Here is a 16,310-nt window from a genome sequence, read left to right as displayed (position 1 = left end):
GGTCACGGAGCGAGGTAGCGCTCGACGAGGCGCGCCCAGAACGCCGCGCCGATCGGCAGGTTGCGATCGTTGAAGTCGTATTTCGGGTTGTGCACCATGCAGCCGTCCTCGCCGGCGCCGTTGCCGAGCCGCACGAACGAGCCGGGCCGCCGCTGCAGCATGAACGCGAAGTCCTCGCTGCCCATCAGCAGATCGGCCTGCTCGACCACGTTCGCGTCGCCGACGAGCTCGCGCGCGACCTGCGCGGCGAAATCCGTTTCCGCGTCCGAATTGACGACGACCGGATAGCCTTCGATGTATTCGACGTGCGCGGTCGCACCGTAGCTCGCCGCCTGCGTCTCGGCAAGCGCGACGATCCGGCGCTTGAGCAGCGCGCGCACGTCCGGGCTGAACGAGCGCACGCTCAGCTCGAGGCGCGCGCCGTTCGGGATCACGTTGTTCGCGGTGCCCGCGTGCATCGAGCCGACCGTGACGACGGCCGGCTGCGCGGGATCGACGTTGCGCGCGACGATCGTCTGCAACGCCATCACGATGCTCGCCGCGACGACGACCGGATCGACCGTCAGATGCGGCCGCGCCGCATGGCCGCCGACACCTTCGATCGTGATGACCGCCTTGTCGCCGGCCGACATGAACGGGCCGCGCCGCATCAGAAACACGCCGGGCGCCGCGCCCGGATGGTTGTGCATGCCGAACACCGCATCGCACGGGAAGCGCTCGAACAGACCGTCGTCGATCATCTTCTTCGCGCCGCTGTCGACGCCGTGCTCTTCCGCCGGCTGGAAGTACAGGTGCACGGTGCCGGAGAAGTTGCGCGTCTTCGCGAGATGCTGCGCGGCGCCGAGCAGCATCGTCGTGTGGCCATCGTGGCCGCACGCGTGCATCTTGCCGGGCGTGCCGCTCGCATACGGCAGGCCGGTCGCCTCGACGATCGGCAGCGCGTCCATGTCGGCGCGGATGCCGATGCTGCGCGTGCCGTCGCCGACGCGCAGCGTACCGACGACGCCCGTCTTGCCGACGCCGCGCGTGACCTGCCAGCCCCATTCGTCGAGCTTGCTCGCGACGAGCGCGGCCGTTTCGTGTTCCTCGTACGCGAGTTCGGGGTGATGGTGGATGTGGTGGCGGATGTCGCGCAGCCCGCCGGCGGCGGGCATCAGGTCCTCGATTTCGGTGAATCGGGTGTCGGTGGTCATCAAGCGGCTCCTGCTGATCGTCGGCATGTCGGCCGCACGCGGACGGTCGCGTGCGGGGAAGGCGAGCCACTATAGCGAGCCGTTATCGGTTCAATAAGATGCGGAATTTTTCACCGCGATAAGGTTTTTTAATCAGGGTTAGTACGGGGAGCGGCTGTCGGCTGTGCAGCGTTCGATTGGACAGGAAGGCATCTTTCGATTGGTTGCGGATACAGACATCCGATGCGGGCGCGGTACGCCGGTCGTACATGGTGTGTTCACAACCAATCGAAAACGGCTTTGCGCGTTGGCCGGGAAGCGCTCACCCATTTCTACCCGCGACTCGATAGGCATCCTGCGACGCAGAAGCCAGGATGTTCGCCGAACACGGGTGCATCGCGGACGCGGTACCGGTCGCGACGTTTCCGGACCTCGATAACTTGCCGATCGGCGGCGCACTGTCGGACCGCATCGGGCGCAAGGCGATTCTCGTTGCCATCACCGTGCTCGCGATCTGCACGTCGTATCCGGCGCTGTCCTGGCTGTCGTCCGCGCCGAGTTTCGCGCGCATGCTGATCGTGCTGCTGTGGCTCTCGTTCTTCTTTGGCATGTACAACGGCGCGATGGTCGTGGCGCTCACTGAAGTCATGCCCGCCGAGGTTCGCGTGGCTGGCTTCTCGCTCGCGTTCAGTCTCGCCACTGCGGTTTTCCGCTCCGGCACCGCTACGTTTCGCAAAACGCACGCCGTCGGCGATGCTTGCGCGCGAACGAGCGAAGGCGCCTGCCGATGCGACCGCGCTGCGAGGGCCGGCAATCGGCGCGGCGGCATGACGTCGGATGCCGCGTTCACTGCGCGAGGCAGCCGATGCCGTCCAACGTCGCTTCCACCGCTTGATCGAGCGGCGTATGCGGTTCGTCGCCGAGCACGGCTTTCAGCCTGGCGTTGCTCATGCACACCGGCTCCCGCCACAGATAGCGCATCTCGCGCATCTCGCGGAACGTCGTGACCATCGGCGACGCGAGCATGAGCAGCCACCATGGAAACGCGCGCAGTTTCGGCGTCCTGCCGACGCGGCGTGTCACGACCCGACGAATCGCGTCAGCCATCTGCGTGCCGTCCGCGTCCCAATGCCCGGCCATGTGAAACACCGCGAACGGCTCCAACGATTCGCGCCGGGCGAGCAGTTCCACCATCGTGCGCGCCACATCGGGCAGATACGCCCATTGATGTCCCACTCCGGCGCGGCCCGGAACACTGATCGCCGTGACGGCTCGCCCCGGCTTGACGAGCCCCTGCGAGAACCAGCTGTTGCCGGGCTTCGGACCGAAGAAGTCGCCTGCGCGAACCACGATCGCACGCACGCCGCCCACGCTGGCCGCGCGCAGACGCCGCTCCAGTTCGACGCGGATCGCTCCCTTGCGGGTATGCGGATGCTGCGGCGAATCCTCGCGCAGCTCGGGGAACGCATCGCGGCCGAAGTTGTAGACGGTGCCGGGGAGCACGATGGTCGCGCGCTGCGCTGCCGCAGCCGCGATCGTGTTGTCGAGCATCGGCAGCACCCGCTCCGCCCAGTGACGGTAGCCGGGCGGGTTCACGGCATGCACGATCACCGAACATCCTTGCGCCGCCGCCGTCACGTCTTCGCGATTCATTGCATCGCCGGCGATCCATTTGATGTCGTCGCGGACAGCGGCGGCCTGCCGGCCGCGCGTGAGCGCGCGCACGTCCCAGCCCGCGTCGCGAAGCTGCCGAGCGACCTCGCCGCCGATGCCGCCGGTAGCGCCCAGGACCAAAGCCGTCTTGCTGGTCTGCATGTCGAGTCTCCTATGGTGTGGGCGTATTGTCGACGGCGTCCGGCTACAATGAAATTGTTGAATTCTGCATAGCGGATATACATTTTTGTATGGCTTCGGAACCTGGCTGGGAACTCTACCGTTCATATCTGGGCGTGCTGCGGGAAGGCTCGCTGTCCGGCGCCGCCCGCGCGCTCGGGCTCGCGCAGCCGACGGTCGGCCGGCACATCGAAGCGCTCGAAAAGTCGCTGGGACTCGATCTGTTCACGCGATCGCAGTCGGGGCTGCTGCCCACGCCGGCGGCGCTCGAGCTCAGGCCCTACGCGGAGGCGATGGGCAGTTCCGCCGCAGCGCTGATGCGGGCTGCGGACAGTCAGGGCGGCGTCAAAGGCACCGTGCGGATCAGCGCGAGCGAAGTGATCGGCGCCGAAGTTCTGCCGCCCATCGTCGCGGATCTTCAGGCGACGTACCCGGAACTCAGGATCGAACTCGCGCTGACCAACCGCGTGCACGATCTGCTGCTGCGCGAAGCCGACATCGCCGTTCGCATGACGCGGCCGCAGCAGAACGCGTTGCTCGTTCGGCGCGTCGGCGTCCTGGAAGTGGGCCTGTATGCGCACCGCGCGTACCTCGCCCGGCGCGGCACGCCGCAGGCACCGTCGGAACTCGCACAGCACGCCCTGATCGGCTTCGACGAGGAAACGCCGTTTCTGCGGGCAGCAGCCAGCACGCTGCCGGTAGAGTGGCGTCGCCACGCGTTCACGGCGCGCAGCGACAGCGATCTCGCGCAACTCGCGCTGATCCGTGCCGGAGCCGGCATCGGCGTCTGCCAGGTCGCGCTGGCCCGGCGCGATCCGCAGCTCGTACGCGTGCTACCGGACGTTTTCAGCTTTCCGCTGGAGACCTGGGTCACGATGCATGAAGACCTGCGCCACAGCGCTCGCTGCAAGGCGACGTTCGACGCGCTGTTCGACGGATTGCAGCGCCATGCCGGCTAGCAGCGGGCGCGATCGTCCGCCGATCGTCCGCACGTTGCGCGCGCCGGTCGCGGTTCGATCGCCGATGCGGGCGCGCGACGGCGATCGAGCGATTCGCGTCATTCGTCGCCGATGCATCCCGGCAACTGCCGCATGATCGCGACCCGCCCGGATTGCGCGTGCGCCGACGCAGCTTCGTAGCCGGGCCGGGCCTGCACGGCCGCGATGGCCGCGAGGCCGGACGTGGTGCCGCCGGCCATCACAGGATCGAGCGGAAGGTACCGCCTTCGACACGAACCGCCGCACCGTTGGACGCGGCGCCCAAACGGCTGGCCAGCAACGCGACCATCGCGGCGATCTCGTCGGCTTCGATCATTCGTGCGATCAGCGAGCTCGGGCGGTAAGTCCGGAAGAAACCGAAACGTCGATCTGATTGCGGAGGGGTTCGATCTCGCGATCCGCCAGGGACATCTGCCCGACAGCGGCCTGGTGGCGCGAAAGCTCGAGGATGCCGCGCTGGTCCTGGTCGCATCGCCCGAATACGTCGCGCGCATGGGGACGCCGCAGACGCTCGAGGACTTGCAGCGACACGTGTGTCTGCCGTTCGTGATGCCGCGTACGGGCCGCCTCGCACCCTGGGTATTTCGCGACGGCGAGCGCGACGTGGACTGGCTGCCGAACTCGTTCATCGAAATTTCCGACGACGTGTTGGGTGCGGTGTCGTTGGCCGAACAAGGCATCGGGATTTGCCAGAGCTACGAGTTCATCGTCCGCGACCGGAAAGCGCGCGGTCGACTGGTGGAAATACTGCCGCAGCTGCGAGGACGGTCGCGGCCGTTCTCGGTGATCTACGCGCCGCACCGGCGCCAGTCGGCAGCGGCGCGCGCAATGATCGACCTGCTGACCTCGGGTGCGCCGGGGGTGCCGGAACGGGCCGGGCGCCAAGTTTCCGCGTGACGCTGCGGCGCGCTGCGCGACCGCACGGCCATCGTGCGTGCGCAATTGCTAGCGCCGATGCTCGCACTGCGCCGCATTTCTGCTCGGCATGGACAAGCTTCGCGTCCGCACTGACAGACGCTTGTGCCGCATGGGAAGCGCCTGCGTCCACAGCTACCCGGAATTCCGCTTCAAAGGGATGTCGAGCGCTTCCGTTGTGACGTTGTCCCGCCTCGACGACTTGGCACCCGCGATCTTCGCTGCACGCGCAGCGACACGATCGGCGGGGCGCGGCACGGTGGCATTCCGTCGAAGTGCAGGTGCGACGGTGTCGCGGCGAGCACTGCATGGCGACCCGGCTACCGAACGCAGGCCGTTCGCCCACGCTGACGATTCCGATCGGGCGCTTTCCGACATCGGGCTCCGACGCCGAAGCCCGTCCTTCTCGTGAAAATGACCGGAAAGTGACAGCGGGCGGCCGACTCTCGAGCTATCTTTTTTGCGCGCATGAGCGCGGTCGTTTCGCATTTGGAGAAAGATATGTTTTGCTGCGCAGGGATATTTAAAAGAGACTCGTCCTGGTCCTCGGAGTCAAGACCCGGCATCGTTGTTACGGTTTCTCGGCTCCTCCACAAAAGTACCCGGCGCAGCAGGGTGAGTACCGACGATCTGCTTAGAACGCTGCGTGCTGTCCAATCAACCGCAAAGTTCTATCAAGTGAACGGGATCAACCTCGATGAGGACGCTATAAGTGCGGTCTCCCGCAACATCACCTCCGTACGCGGCGTGTTGGAGGATCAGAATTCGGCGATGTTCGAGATCAAAGATGCCTTGCTGGACAAGATCGAGAAAGAAATACAGTCGTTGAAGCAAATACAGTCGTTGAAGCCGTTCCAGATACCGCGAGCGTCGGTCAAGCAGCACATGCCGCCTTCCCGTCGAGGAAACGATGCACCGACCGCGTCAGCCCCGGCCGGCGTGCGCGATAAGCCGATACTCGTGATCCCGCGGCCGACACTGAACGAGCACACCACACAGCCAAACTTTCGAAAAAACGATGTGGAAGCGATTCGCGCTTCGCGTCTGCCGGCCGACGAGGCGGTTGATCAACGTGACGCGCAAACGTTTCGGCTCACGGCGCCCGGTGTGTACGACGCTATCTTGTCCGGTTCCTCGACCCGAGCCGCTGACCAAGAGGTCCGTCGGTAGGCCGCGCCGACACGGCCAATAAGTAAGTACTCGATCACGACCGCACGGGACGAAACGTCGCAAATCCCTACATAGCAGGAGCGAACGCACACGCAATCCGTCAAAACCGTGCACTATTAGCGTTTTGCCGCACCCGCAACGCGCCGCGCAGCCACGCGGCGCCCTTCGACGTCCGTTTCACGTTCACCGTTCCAGACCGCGAGTCACGCCCATGACGAATCAGCCTACCCAGACCGCAGCCGAGCGCCCCGTCGACATGATCATCTTCGGCGGCGGGGGCGACCTGGCCGCCCGCAAGCTGTTGCCCGCGCTCTACATGGCGCACCTGCACCGCAACCTGCCGCCCGATACGCGGATCATCGCGGTCGGCCGCCGCGACTGGGGCATCGACGGCTATCGGCAGTTCATGGACGAGCAGTCGCGCCCGTTCATCGACGAAAAGGCATTCGACGCCGACGCGTGGAGCCGCTTCCTCGACCTGTTCCAGTACGTGCTGATCGACGTGAACGCGCCGCAGGACTACGCGCGCCTCGCCGACGCGGCGCGCGGCGACGCGATCCGCGTGTTCTATCTGTCGACGTCGCCGGAGCTGTTCACGACGATCTGCGACAACCTGTCGGCCGCGCATCTGGTCGACGCGCACTCGCGCGTCGTCCTCGAAAAGCCGCTCGGCCACGATCTCGCGTCCGCGAAGGCGATCAACGATTCGGTCGGCAAGCATTTCGAGGAATCGCAGATCTACCGGATCGACCACTATCTGGGCAAGGAAACGGTGCAGAACCTGATGGTGCTGCGCTTCGGCAATCCGATCTTCGGGCCGCTGTGGCAGGCGCCGAGCATCCGCAGCGTGCAGATTACCGTCGCGGAGACGGTCGGCGTCGGCAGCCGCGCGGGCTTCTACGACCATACGGGCGCGCTGCGCGACATGGTGCAGAACCACCTGCTGCAGCTGCTGTGCATCGTCGCGATGGAGCCGCCGGTGTCGCTCGACCCCGACGCGGTGCGCGACGAGAAGCTGAAGGTGCTGCGCTCGCTGCGGCCGATGTCGCTGTCCGACGTCGCGCGCGACACGGTGCGCGGCCAGTACACGGCCGGCGCGGTCGACGGCCAGCCGGTCAAGGGCTATCTCGAGGAAGACAACGTGCCGCCGGACAGCCGCGCGGAAACCTTCGTCGCGCTGCGCGCGTACATCAACAATTGGCGCTGGGCGAACGTGCCGTTCTTCCTGCGCACCGGCAAGCGGCTGCAGCGCCGCCAGTCGGAGATCGTGATCGAGTTCGCCGACATGCCGTTCTCGATCATCCCGAGCGGCCCGCGCCACTACAGCAACCGTCTGGTGATCCAGCTTCAGCCGGAAGAATCGATTCAGCTGCAGATGCTCGCGAAGGAGCCGGGCAGCGGGATGAACATGGTGCCGGTCAGCCTGAACCTCGACCTGCAGCAGGCGATTCCGGAGCGCCGCGCGGAAGCGTACGAGCGGCTGCTGATCGACGTGATCCGCGGGCGTCTCACGCACTTCATGCGTCGCGACGAGCTCGAAGCCGCGTGGACGTGGGTCGAGCCGATTCTCGACGGATGGAAGCAGCTCGGCGATCGGCCGCGCCTGTATACGGCCGGCACGTTCGGGCCCGCGGCATCGTCGGCGCTGCTCGCGCGCGACAACATGTCGTGGGCCGAAGAGGCATGACGACACACGACCGCGCATGAGCGCGCGCCGCCGGCATCGATGCCGCGCGGCGCGTTATCGGGCAGCCGCAGCGCGCGCCGCGGCTGCCGTCGTCATGGCGGCGACATCCACGCGGCCTTGCGTCGCGCCCCCGCTTCGCCGCTGCCCGCACCGCCGCCGAGCGCGTCGACGAGGTAATCGACGAACGACGCGATCCGCGACGAAATCGCGGTATTCCGGTAATACACCGCGTGAATCGGCTGCCGCACGTCGAGCGTCTGCCGCGCGAGCACCGGCACGAGCCGCCCGGCATCGCGATCGTGCGCAGTCATGAAGTCGGACAGACAGACGATCCCCGCCCCTTCCAGCGCGAGCTGCCGCAGCGTCTCGCCGCTCGACGACCACACGTCCGGCTCGATGCGGTACGGCTCGCCGTCGGTGCCGAGGATCGGCCATACGTTCAGCGATTCGGGCTGTGTGAAGCCGAGCAGCGTGTGCTTGCGCAGATCGTCGACCTTGCGCGGCAGCCCGCGCGCTTCGACGTAAGCGGGACTCGCGAGGATGCGCACGCGGCTGCTGCCGACACGGCGGCTGTGCAGCGTCGAATCCTTGAGCCGTCCGATCCGGAACGCGACGTCGGTGCGCCGCTCGAGCAAGTCGATGATTCCCTCGTTGCTGTTCAGCTCGAGCTCGACCTTCGGAAACCGTTCGCGGTAGCCGCGCACGAGCGGCACGATCACGTGCAGCATGAACGGCGTCGCGGCGTCGACGCGCAGCCGCCCGGACGGCATCTCGCGCCGCGCGAGCATCTGTTCCTCCGCATTCTCGACCGACTCGATGATCGCGCGCGCGTCCTGCAGGAACGCGCGCCCTTCTTCGGTCAGCTCGAGCCGGCGCGTGGTCCGGCGCAGCAGCGTGGTCTTCAGCTTCTCCTCGAGCCGCCCGAGCGTGCGGCTCGCTGCCGACACGGTGACGTCGAGCTGCTGCGCGGCAGCGGTGATCGAGCCGGTGTCGACCACGGCGGCAAAGGCCTGGAGTTCGTCGAGCGTGATCTTCATTGTTGACCTGGAATCAAAACAATTTGGTTTATAGACCAGTTTTTCAGCAAAAGTAAAGCCGGCACACTGCGATCCGCCCTTACCGGAACCAGGATCCCATCATGCCACTCGCCCTGCTTGCGCTGACCATCAGCGCGTTCGCCATCGGCACGACCGAATTCGTGATCGTCGGGCTGATTCCGACGATCGGCGCCGATCTCGGCGTCAGCCTGCCGTCGGCCGGCCTGCTCGTCAGCCTCTATGCACTCAGCGTCGCGATCGGCGCGCCGCTGCTCACCGCGATGACCGGCCGCGTGCCGCGCAAGACGCTGCTCGCCGCGCTGATGGCGCTGTTCACCATCGGCAATCTCGTCGCGTGGCAGGCGCCCGGCTACGCGTCGTTGATCGTCGCGCGCATCCTCACCGGCCTCGCGCACGGCGTGTTCTTCTCGGTCGGCTCGATCATCGCGACCACGCTCGTGCCGAAGGACAAGGCCGCGAGCGCGATCGCGACGATGTTCAGCGGCATGACCGTCGCATTCGTCGCCGGCATCCCGCTCGGTACGTTCATCGGCCAGCACTTCGGCTGGCGCGCGACGTTCCTGATCGTCGCGCTGTTCGGCCTCGTCGCGTTCGTCGGTGCGGTCGCGTTCGTGCCGCGCGGGCTGCCGCGGACGCCGCCGGCGCCGCTCGCGCGCCAGTTCCGCGTGCTCGCGCAGCCGCGCCTGCTGCTCGTCTATGCGATGACGGCGGTCGGCTACGGCGGCTCGCTGATCGCGTTCACGTACATGGCGCCGCTGCTCGAGCAGATCGCCGGCTTCACGCCGTCGCAGGTCAGCCTCGTGCTCGTCGGCTACGGCGTGTCGGTCGCGTTCGGCAACGTGTGGGGCGGCAAGCTCGCGGACCGCGTCGGCCCGGTGAAAGCGCTGAAGCGAATCTTCCTGCTGCTCGCGCTCGTGCTGCTCGCGCTGACGTTCACCGTTCATGCGAAGTGGCTCGCGGTGCTCACGATGCTCGCGTGGGGCGCGGTCGCGTTCGGCAACGTGCCGGGCCTGCAGGTGTACGTCGTCAAGCAGGCGCGCCACTTCGCGCCGGATGCCGTCGACGTCGCGTCGGGCTTCAACATCGCGGCGTTCAACCTCGGCGTCGCGGGCGGCTCGTCGCTCGGCGGCCTGATCGTCGCGAACGTCGGCCTCGGCCACACGCCGTGGATCGCCGCGGTCGTCACGCTCGGCGCATTCGCGCTGACCGCGCTGAGCGGCCGGCTCGACCGCGGCGCGGGACTGCCGGAACGCACGGCCGAGCCGGTCGAACTCGCGCACTGACCCCGATCGCATACAGGAGCACATCGACATGAACGCACCGACCCGACGTCCGCCGTTCGCGGGCAAGACGTACGAAGTCCGCTACGACGGCCTGACCGCGGTCAACGCGTATGCGGACGACGGCATCCGCCTGCGCTACGAGATCACCGAAGGTCCGTTCGCCGGCGCGAAAGGCGAAGTCGCGTACACGTGGCAGCACGTCGCCGGCGACGTCTATGCAATCTCGTGGCAGGAAGCCGACCGCGCGACGGTCGTGCACATCGACGATTTCGCGGGCGGCACGTCGCGCGCGTTCTTCACCGCGCCGTCGCTCGATTTCTACCGGCTCGACGGCAGCCTGCGCCCACTCTGAACGGAGCAACACGATGTCCACGTCACTCGACAAACTCGCCGACGGCGGCTTCAGCATCGGCATCGAACTGCCGCTCGACAACGACTGGTCGCCCGCCGGCGACGCGAAGCGGCAGCGCGACGGCCGGCGCCCCGGCGTACCCGACATGGAAAACCATGCGGCACTCGCGCAGCTCGCGGATACGCTCGGCTTTCGCGCGCTGTGGGTGCGCGACGTGCCGGTGTACGACCCGGCGTTCGGCGATGCCGCGCAGGTATTCGAAACGTTCTCGTATCTTGGCTACCTCGCCGGCATCACGCGCGACATCCTGCTCGGCACCGCAGCCGTCGTACTGCCGCTGCGCGAGCCGCTGCTGACGCTGAAATCGGCGGCGACGATCCAGGAACTGAGCGGCGGCCGGCTGCTGCTCGGCGTCGCGAGCGGCGACAGGCCGGTCGAATATCCGCTGTTCGGCCGCGACTTCGCATCGCGCGGCGCGAACTTCCGCGACCAGATCGCGCTGCTGCGCGACGGCGCGCGCACGCATCTGCCGGCCGGCCTCGACGTGCTGCCGGCCGCACGCTCGCCGATCCCGCTGCTCGTCGCCGGCCTCGCGCAGCAGACGCCCGAATGGATCGGCGAACACATGGACGGCTGCCTCGCGTATCCGGGCACGCCGGCCGATCACCGGCAGCGCGCGGCGAACTGGCGCGCGGTCGCCGGCGACAAGCCGTACGTGAGCTTCATCCACCTCGATCTCGCGGACGATCCGCACGAGCCGCTGCAGCGTCATCGTTTCGGCGCACGCGCCGGACGCATCGCGTTGACGGAAGAACTGGCGTCGATGCGCGACGCGGGCGTGCGGCACATCGGGCTGCATTTCCGCCGCAACCGCCGTCCGCTCGACGAGACGATCGCCGAGATCGCGTCGGACGTGCTGCCGCTGTTCCATCCGGATGCGAGCGCAACGACGCGCGTCGCGTGACGGCTGCGCCGTTGCCGCACAGCTCGGCTGACGCGCACACCGATACTTGATTCGAAGTCAAATATTTTTGACCTCTACGAGCGTTTATCTCATCAGTCGGACGCGCCAGAATGAACCGCATATCGAAACCGCTTCACCTTTTCCAGGAGCCCATGATGAGCAAGATTCCCGCATTCGGCCTCGGCACGTTCCGGCTGCAAGGCCAGGTCGTGATCGATTCGGTGCGCAACGGCCTCGAACTCGGCTATCGCGCGATCGACACCGCGCAGATCTACGGCAACGAAGCCGAAATCGGCGAAGCGATCGCCGCGTCGGGCGTGCGCCGCGACGACCTGTTCGTCACCACCAAGATCTGGGTCGACAACTACGCGCCGGACAAGCTCGTGCCGAGCCTCGAGGAAAGCCTGCGCAAGCTGCGCACCGACCGCGTCGACCTGACGCTGATCCACTGGCCGGCGCCGGACAACGGCGTGTCGGTCCGCACGTTCATGACCGCGCTCGCCGACGCGAAGGCGCAAGGCCTCACGCGCGAGATCGGCATCTCGAACTTCAACATCGCGCTGACGAAGGAAGCGATCGACGCGGTCGGCAAGGATGCGATCGCCACGAACCAGATCGAGCTGAGCCCGTACCTGCAGAACCGCAAGCTCGTCGAGTTCCTGAAGAGCGAAGGCATTCACGTGACGTCGTACATGACGCTCGCATACGGCAAGGTGCTCGGCGACCCGGTGCTCGGCGCGATCGCGCAACGTCACCATGCGACCCCGGCGCAGGTCGCGCTCGCGTGGGCGCTGCAGCTCGGCTACTCGGTGATTCCGTCGTCGACGAAGCGCGAGAACCTGGCGAGCAACCTGCTCGCGCAGACGCTGCGGCTGACCGACGACGACCTCGCGCAGATCGCCGCGCTCGAGCGCAACGGCCGCGAAGTCGATCCGGCCGGCCTCGCGCCGCTGTGGGACTGAACGCGCACACCGCCGCCGCTTCCGATTCGATCCGCACGCGGCCGACCGGCCGCGGCACTGACAGGACATCCGACATGAACCACGATCCGCTTTTCCAACCGCTGCAGCTCGGCGCGCTGACGCTGCCGAACCGCATCGTGATGCCGCCGATGACGCGCTCGCGCGCGACGCAGCCCGGCGACGAAGCCAACGAACTGATGGCCGCGTATTACGCGCAGCGCGCGAGCGCCGGCCTGATCGTCAGCGAAGGCACGTATATCGCGCCGCTCGGCAAGGGCTATGCATGGACGCCGGGCATTCATACGCGCGCGCAAGTGGCCGGCTGGCGCAAGGTGACGGATGCGGTGCACGCGGCGAACGGCCGCATGTTCGCGCAGCTGTGGCACGTCGGCCGGCTCAGCCATACGAGCCTGCTCGGCGGCCGGCAGCCCGTGTCGTCGTCGCCGCTCCAGGCGAAGGGCGTCAACGTGTTCATCGCCGGCGAAGACGGCAGCACGCCGGGCTTCGTGCAGGCATCCGAACCGCGCGCACTGTCGATCGACGAGATCCGCGAGGTCGTCGACCAGTATCGCGCCGCCGCGCGCAACGCGATCGACGCGGGCTTCGACGGCGTCGAACTGCACGGCGCGAACGGGTACCTGGTGAACCAGTTCATCGATTCGAACGCGAACACGCGCACCGACGAATACGGCGGTTCGCTCGAAAACCGGCTGCGCTTCCTGCGCGAAGTCGCGCAGGCGCTGATCGAAGGCACCGGCGATGCGTCGCGCGTCGGCATCCGGCTCGCGCCGCTGACCACGCTGAACGGCTGCGTCGACGACGATCCGGAAACCACGTACGTCGCCGCCGCGAAGCTGCTCGGCGAACTCGGCGTCGGCTATCTGCACATCGCGGAAGCCGACTGGGACGATGCGCCGGTGATGCCGGTCGAGTTCAAGCAGAAGCTGCGCGCCGTGTACCGCGGCGTGATGATCTACGCGGGCAAGTACACGGCCGGACGCGCGCGAGAAGCGCTCGCCGCCGGCTGGGCCGACCTGATCGCGTTCGGCCGCCCGTTCGTCGCGAACCCCGACTTGCCCGAGCGCCTGCGCGCCGGCGCGCCGCTCGCGCAGCACGACCGCAATACGCTGTTCGGCGGCGGCGAGCGCGGGCTGACCGACTATCCGACGCTCGCGCAGGCAGCGGCGTAAACGACGACACGGGAGAGTGTTGCGATGAAAGCATTCGTCATCGGCGCCGCGCTGGCGGCGCTCCTGCCGTTCGCGGCCGCGCACGCCGAAACCGCCACGCCCGCGGCCGACTGGTATCCGTCCGCGTACGGCGCGAACGACGAGATCGGCGCGGCGAACCTGCTGACGCCCGACGTCGTCAGACAGGCGGTCGCGCTCGTGAAAACCGGCAACACGTATCCGCTCGCGGTGCCGGTCGACAAGAATCTGCCGGCGTTCCGCCACCGCAGCTTCCGGCTGTACAACGTGCAGGTCGGCCAGCAGGCCGGCAAGAGCGTCGGGCCGAACAAGTTCACGTTCAACGACGAACTGGTCAACGCATGGACCGGCGTCGGCACGCAGTTGAACGGCATCGGCCATATCGGCATCGACAACGTGTACTACAACGGCAATCGCGCGGCCGATTTCGTGACCGTCGACGGCGTGAAGAAGCTCGGCGTCGAGAAGGTGCCGCCGATCGTCACGCGCGGCGTCGTGCTCGACATGACCGCGTACTACGGCAAGCCGATCGTGCCGGGCGGCACGGAGTTCACCGTCGCGGACATCCAGGCGGTGCTGAAGAACGAAGGGCTGGCGCTGCGCAAGGGCGACGTCGTGCTGTTCAACACCGGCTGGCTCGAGCTGATCGGCAAGGACGACGCGCAGTTCCTCGGCGTCGAGCCGGGCATCGGGATGGAAGCGGCGAAGTGGCTCGCCGATCAGGGCATCGTCGCGTTCGGCGGCGACACGTGGGCGTCGGAGGTCTACCCGAACCCGCACGGCCGCGACGAATTCCCGATCAATCAGTACATGCTCGCGAAGCGCGGGATCTACAACCTCGAACTGATCGACAGCCGCGCGCTGGTGCGCGACCGCGTGTGGGAATTCCTGTTCGTGCTCGGTCAGCCGCTGTACGTCGGCTCCACGCAGGTCAACGTCAATCCGGTCGCGATCCGCTGATCGCGATCGCGTGCCGCTGCGATCGCGGCGGGCGTCGCCGCGATCGTCCCGTCCGCCGGAACGCGCATGCGCGTTCCGGTCCTTCCGCCCACGCGTCTGCGCATTCGTTGCGCGCGCATCGATTGCGCCGATGCGCGGCTGCGTCCCCCGCATCGTCACGCGCCGCTCATCGAATCCGCATCGACAGCTCGACGTCGTCGCCGAACGGCACCGACAGATAGCCGTTTTGCGGCGAACGCACGTGCGCGAGATAGTCGGGGCTGTAGTCCGCGTTGTCGGCGACGACGAATGCGCCCGGCCTGAGCCGGCTTTCGACCAGCGCGAGAATCTCCGGATACAGCGCCTTCGCACCGTCGAGCAGCAGCAGATCGACCGTATCGGGCAGATCGGCGGCCAACGTGTGCAGCGCATCGCCTTCGCGGATCTCGACGAGATCGGCAAGCCCCGCAGCCGTCAGGTTCGCGCGCGCCCGCACGACCTTCGACGCTTCGAATTCGCTCGTGATCAGCCGCCCGCCGCCGTTGTCGCGCAGCGCGGCCGCAAGATGCAGCGTCGAGATGCCGAACGACGTGCCGAATTCGACGATCGAGCGCGCGCCGCTGCTGCGCGCGAGCATATAGAGCAGCGTGCCGGTCTCGCGCGACACGGGCAGCGGATAGTCCTTCAGCCGCGCATAAAGATCGACGTAGTCGGTCTTGCTGCGCATCAGCCGCGCCTGCTCGTCGCGCGACAGGCGGGCAAAGTCCGGGTTCGTCGCCGGCGACGACGCGTCGGCCTCGTCGAACAGCCGCGCAAGCAACGAAGCGAGCGGATCGAGAATCAGGGTGGTCATGCAGATCTCCGGTATCGGTTGAGCGCTCCAGGGCGCCCGACTAGAATATGACGAACTATTCAGGTTTTACTATTCGCATTCTCGGGCCGCTCATGACCGACCGCCGCACCACCCGGATCGCCTCACGGAAACAGCCTCGGCAGGCGCGCTCGACCCGTCTCGTCGACGACGTCCTGCAGGCCGCTATTCAGGTTTTGGAGAAAGAAGGCGCGCAGCGCTTCACGATGGCGCGAGTCGCGGAGAAGGCCGGCGTGAGCGTCGGCTCGCTGTATCAGTACTTTCCGAACAAGGCGGCCGTGCTGTTCCGGCTGCAGTACGACGAATGGCGGCAAACCGCCGACATGCTGCGCGACATGCTCGAAGACGCGCAGCAGCAGCCGCTCGAGCGGCTGCGTACGGCCGTGCGCGCGTTCATCCAGTCGGAGTGCGACGAAGCGCGGATGCGCATCGCGCTCGACGATGCGGCGCCGCTGTATCGCGACGCGCCCGAGGCGCGCGAAGCGAAAGCGGCGGCCGATCGCTGCTTCCACGCGTTCATGTGCGAAGCGCTGCCCGACGTGCCGGACGCGACGCGCGCGCTCGCCGGCGATCTGATCAAGACGACGCTCACCACCGGCGGCAAGGCGTTCTCGGAAACCGAGCGCACGCCAGACGAGATCGACCGCTACTCGGCCGCAATGGCCGACATGTTCTGCGCGTATCTCGAACGTATCGGGAAAACCCGCAGCTGACGCCCGGTCGCGGCCGACTAGCGACACCGCTCGTCCGCCCCCGAGCACCGGCCGTTGCCGCCACGACGGCAACCGGCGCCGCACTCGAATAATCGCCTTAACGGATTTCAACTAGGCGTATACACGCGTTTCTTCGCGACGAAGCCCCGCTGCACGCCGATATAAGCGCTGCGACATGCGCTGCA

At 67.1% G+C, this 16,310-nt stretch carries 15 protein-coding genes and 2 pseudogenes; 12 read left to right on the top strand and 5 right to left on the bottom strand.

Annotated features, from left to right (window positions below; translation table 11 throughout):
* Positions 1–2: 2 nt before the first annotated feature.
* Entirely contained in the window at positions 3–1,193 is a 1,191-nt protein-coding gene (locus BUB20358_RS07460; protein ID WP_006766547.1) for a M20 aminoacylase family protein, read from the bottom strand.
* Between the two features lie 419 nt (positions 1,194–1,612).
* Between BUB20358_RS07460 and BUB20358_RS07455 the strand changes: the two are divergent.
* Positions 1,613–1,882: pseudogene (locus tag BUB20358_RS07455) on the top strand (MFS transporter); the annotation flags it as partial.
* A 136-nt stretch (positions 1,883–2,018) separates the two neighbouring features.
* On the opposite strand, the gene BUB20358_RS07450 reads toward BUB20358_RS07455, so the two are convergent.
* Positions 2,019–2,987: an NAD-dependent epimerase/dehydratase family protein gene (locus BUB20358_RS07450; RefSeq protein WP_035974646.1), complete on the bottom strand. Its 969-nt coding sequence runs from the start codon at positions 2,985–2,987 to the stop codon at positions 2,019–2,021.
* An 89-nt stretch (positions 2,988–3,076) separates the two neighbouring features.
* On the opposite strand from BUB20358_RS07450, the gene BUB20358_RS07445 reads away from it, so the two are divergent.
* Positions 3,077–3,964, top strand: coding sequence for a LysR family transcriptional regulator (locus tag BUB20358_RS07445; protein ID WP_035974647.1), 888 nt, complete (start codon positions 3,077–3,079; stop codon positions 3,962–3,964).
* Between the two features lie 98 nt (positions 3,965–4,062).
* Here BUB20358_RS07445 and BUB20358_RS07440 read toward each other — a convergent pair whose 3' ends face one another.
* The gene (locus tag BUB20358_RS07440; protein WP_158380427.1) at positions 4,063–4,203 is read right to left on the bottom strand and encodes a hypothetical protein; all 141 of its coding nucleotides are present in this window, start codon (positions 4,201–4,203) and stop codon (positions 4,063–4,065) included.
* Positions 4,204–4,357: 154 nt separating this feature from the next.
* On the opposite strand from BUB20358_RS07440, the pseudogene BUB20358_RS07430 reads away from it, so the two are divergent.
* The 3 genes and pseudogenes from BUB20358_RS07430 to zwf form a co-directional block, all read left to right on the top strand.
* A pseudogene (locus BUB20358_RS07430) lies at positions 4,358–4,900 on the top strand (substrate binding domain-containing protein); the annotation flags it as partial.
* Between the two features lie 633 nt (positions 4,901–5,533).
* Positions 5,534–6,088, top strand: a complete 555-nt coding sequence (locus BUB20358_RS07425) for a hypothetical protein (RefSeq protein WP_123806746.1) — start codon at positions 5,534–5,536, stop codon at positions 6,086–6,088.
* 211 nt (positions 6,089–6,299) lie between these two features.
* On the top strand, positions 6,300–7,775 hold the full coding sequence (gene zwf / locus BUB20358_RS07420; RefSeq protein ID WP_006766551.1) for a glucose-6-phosphate dehydrogenase: 1,476 nt from the start codon (positions 6,300–6,302) through the stop codon (positions 7,773–7,775).
* A 92-nt stretch (positions 7,776–7,867) separates the two neighbouring features.
* Here the strand turns inward: zwf and BUB20358_RS07415 are convergent, their stop codons facing one another.
* Complete coding sequence (locus BUB20358_RS07415; RefSeq protein ID WP_006766552.1) at positions 7,868–8,812, bottom strand: LysR family transcriptional regulator; 945 nt, start codon at positions 8,810–8,812, stop codon at positions 7,868–7,870.
* Positions 8,813–8,913: 101 nt separating this feature from the next.
* Here BUB20358_RS07415 and BUB20358_RS07410 point away from each other — a divergent pair, with 101 nt between their 5' ends.
* The 6 genes from BUB20358_RS07410 (at position 8,914) to BUB20358_RS07385 (ending at position 14,562) form a co-directional block, all read left to right on the top strand.
* On the top strand, positions 8,914–10,116 hold the full coding sequence (locus BUB20358_RS07410) for an MFS transporter (RefSeq protein WP_006766553.1): 1,203 nt from the start codon (positions 8,914–8,916) through the stop codon (positions 10,114–10,116).
* A 28-nt stretch (positions 10,117–10,144) separates the two neighbouring features.
* Complete coding sequence (locus BUB20358_RS07405; protein ID WP_006766554.1) at positions 10,145–10,468, top strand: MoaF-related domain-containing protein; 324 nt, start codon at positions 10,145–10,147, stop codon at positions 10,466–10,468.
* Positions 10,469–10,481: 13 nt separating this feature from the next.
* The gene (locus BUB20358_RS07400) at positions 10,482–11,432 is read left to right on the top strand and encodes an LLM class oxidoreductase (protein WP_006766555.1); all 951 of its coding nucleotides are present in this window, start codon (positions 10,482–10,484) and stop codon (positions 11,430–11,432) included.
* Positions 11,433–11,587: 155 nt separating this feature from the next.
* A complete protein-coding gene (gene dkgB / locus BUB20358_RS07395; protein ID WP_035975387.1) occupies positions 11,588–12,394 on the top strand; it encodes a 2,5-didehydrogluconate reductase DkgB in 807 nt (268 codons plus the stop codon).
* Between the two features lie 74 nt (positions 12,395–12,468).
* Positions 12,469–13,584, top strand: coding sequence for an alkene reductase (locus BUB20358_RS07390; RefSeq protein ID WP_006766557.1), 1,116 nt, complete (start codon positions 12,469–12,471; stop codon positions 13,582–13,584).
* A 24-nt stretch (positions 13,585–13,608) separates the two neighbouring features.
* Positions 13,609–14,562: a cyclase family protein gene (locus BUB20358_RS07385; RefSeq protein ID WP_006766558.1), complete on the top strand. Its 954-nt coding sequence runs from the start codon at positions 13,609–13,611 to the stop codon at positions 14,560–14,562.
* A 166-nt stretch (positions 14,563–14,728) separates the two neighbouring features.
* Here the strand turns inward: BUB20358_RS07385 and BUB20358_RS07380 are convergent, their stop codons facing one another.
* Positions 14,729–15,394 (bottom strand): O-methyltransferase, encoded by a 666-nt coding sequence (locus tag BUB20358_RS07380; RefSeq protein WP_006766559.1) that lies wholly within the window; start codon positions 15,392–15,394, stop codon positions 14,729–14,731.
* 47 nt (positions 15,395–15,441) lie between these two features.
* Between BUB20358_RS07380 and BUB20358_RS07375 the strand changes: the two genes are divergently transcribed.
* Positions 15,442–16,125, top strand: coding sequence for a TetR/AcrR family transcriptional regulator (locus BUB20358_RS07375; RefSeq protein ID WP_006766560.1), 684 nt, complete (start codon positions 15,442–15,444; stop codon positions 16,123–16,125).
* The last annotated feature ends 185 nt before the right edge of the window (positions 16,126–16,310 follow it).

This window comes from Burkholderia dolosa (assembly GCF_902499135.1).
Lineage (GTDB): Bacteria > Pseudomonadota > Gammaproteobacteria > Burkholderiales > Burkholderiaceae > Burkholderia > Burkholderia dolosa.
The sequence above is the reverse complement of the archived record's forward strand: the minus strand, read 5'-3'. Positions and strand labels throughout refer to the sequence as shown.

Coding starts and splice junctions, on each gene's coding strand:
- BUB20358_RS07460 (WP_006766547.1), bottom strand. CDS start 1,193: ATGACCACCGACACCCGATTCACCGAAATCGAGGACCTGATGCCCGCC.
- BUB20358_RS07450 (WP_035974646.1), bottom strand. CDS start 2,987: ATGCAGACCAGCAAGACGGCTTTGGTCCTGGGCGCTACCGGCGGCATC.
- BUB20358_RS07445 (WP_035974647.1), top strand. CDS start 3,077: ATGGCTTCGGAACCTGGCTGGGAACTCTACCGTTCATATCTGGGCGTG.
- BUB20358_RS07440 (WP_158380427.1), bottom strand. CDS start 4,203: ATGGCCGGCGGCACCACGTCCGGCCTCGCGGCCATCGCGGCCGTGCAG.
- zwf (WP_006766551.1), top strand. CDS start 6,300: ATGACGAATCAGCCTACCCAGACCGCAGCCGAGCGCCCCGTCGACATG.
- BUB20358_RS07415 (WP_006766552.1), bottom strand. CDS start 8,812: ATGAAGATCACGCTCGACGAACTCCAGGCCTTTGCCGCCGTGGTCGAC.
- BUB20358_RS07410 (WP_006766553.1), top strand. CDS start 8,914: ATGCCACTCGCCCTGCTTGCGCTGACCATCAGCGCGTTCGCCATCGGC.
- BUB20358_RS07405 (WP_006766554.1), top strand. CDS start 10,145: ATGAACGCACCGACCCGACGTCCGCCGTTCGCGGGCAAGACGTACGAA.
- BUB20358_RS07400 (WP_006766555.1), top strand. CDS start 10,482: ATGTCCACGTCACTCGACAAACTCGCCGACGGCGGCTTCAGCATCGGC.
- dkgB (WP_035975387.1), top strand. CDS start 11,588: ATGAGCAAGATTCCCGCATTCGGCCTCGGCACGTTCCGGCTGCAAGGC.
- BUB20358_RS07390 (WP_006766557.1), top strand. CDS start 12,469: ATGAACCACGATCCGCTTTTCCAACCGCTGCAGCTCGGCGCGCTGACG.
- BUB20358_RS07385 (WP_006766558.1), top strand. CDS start 13,609: ATGAAAGCATTCGTCATCGGCGCCGCGCTGGCGGCGCTCCTGCCGTTC.
- BUB20358_RS07380 (WP_006766559.1), bottom strand. CDS start 15,394: ATGACCACCCTGATTCTCGATCCGCTCGCTTCGTTGCTTGCGCGGCTG.
- BUB20358_RS07375 (WP_006766560.1), top strand. CDS start 15,442: ATGACGAACTATTCAGGTTTTACTATTCGCATTCTCGGGCCGCTCATG.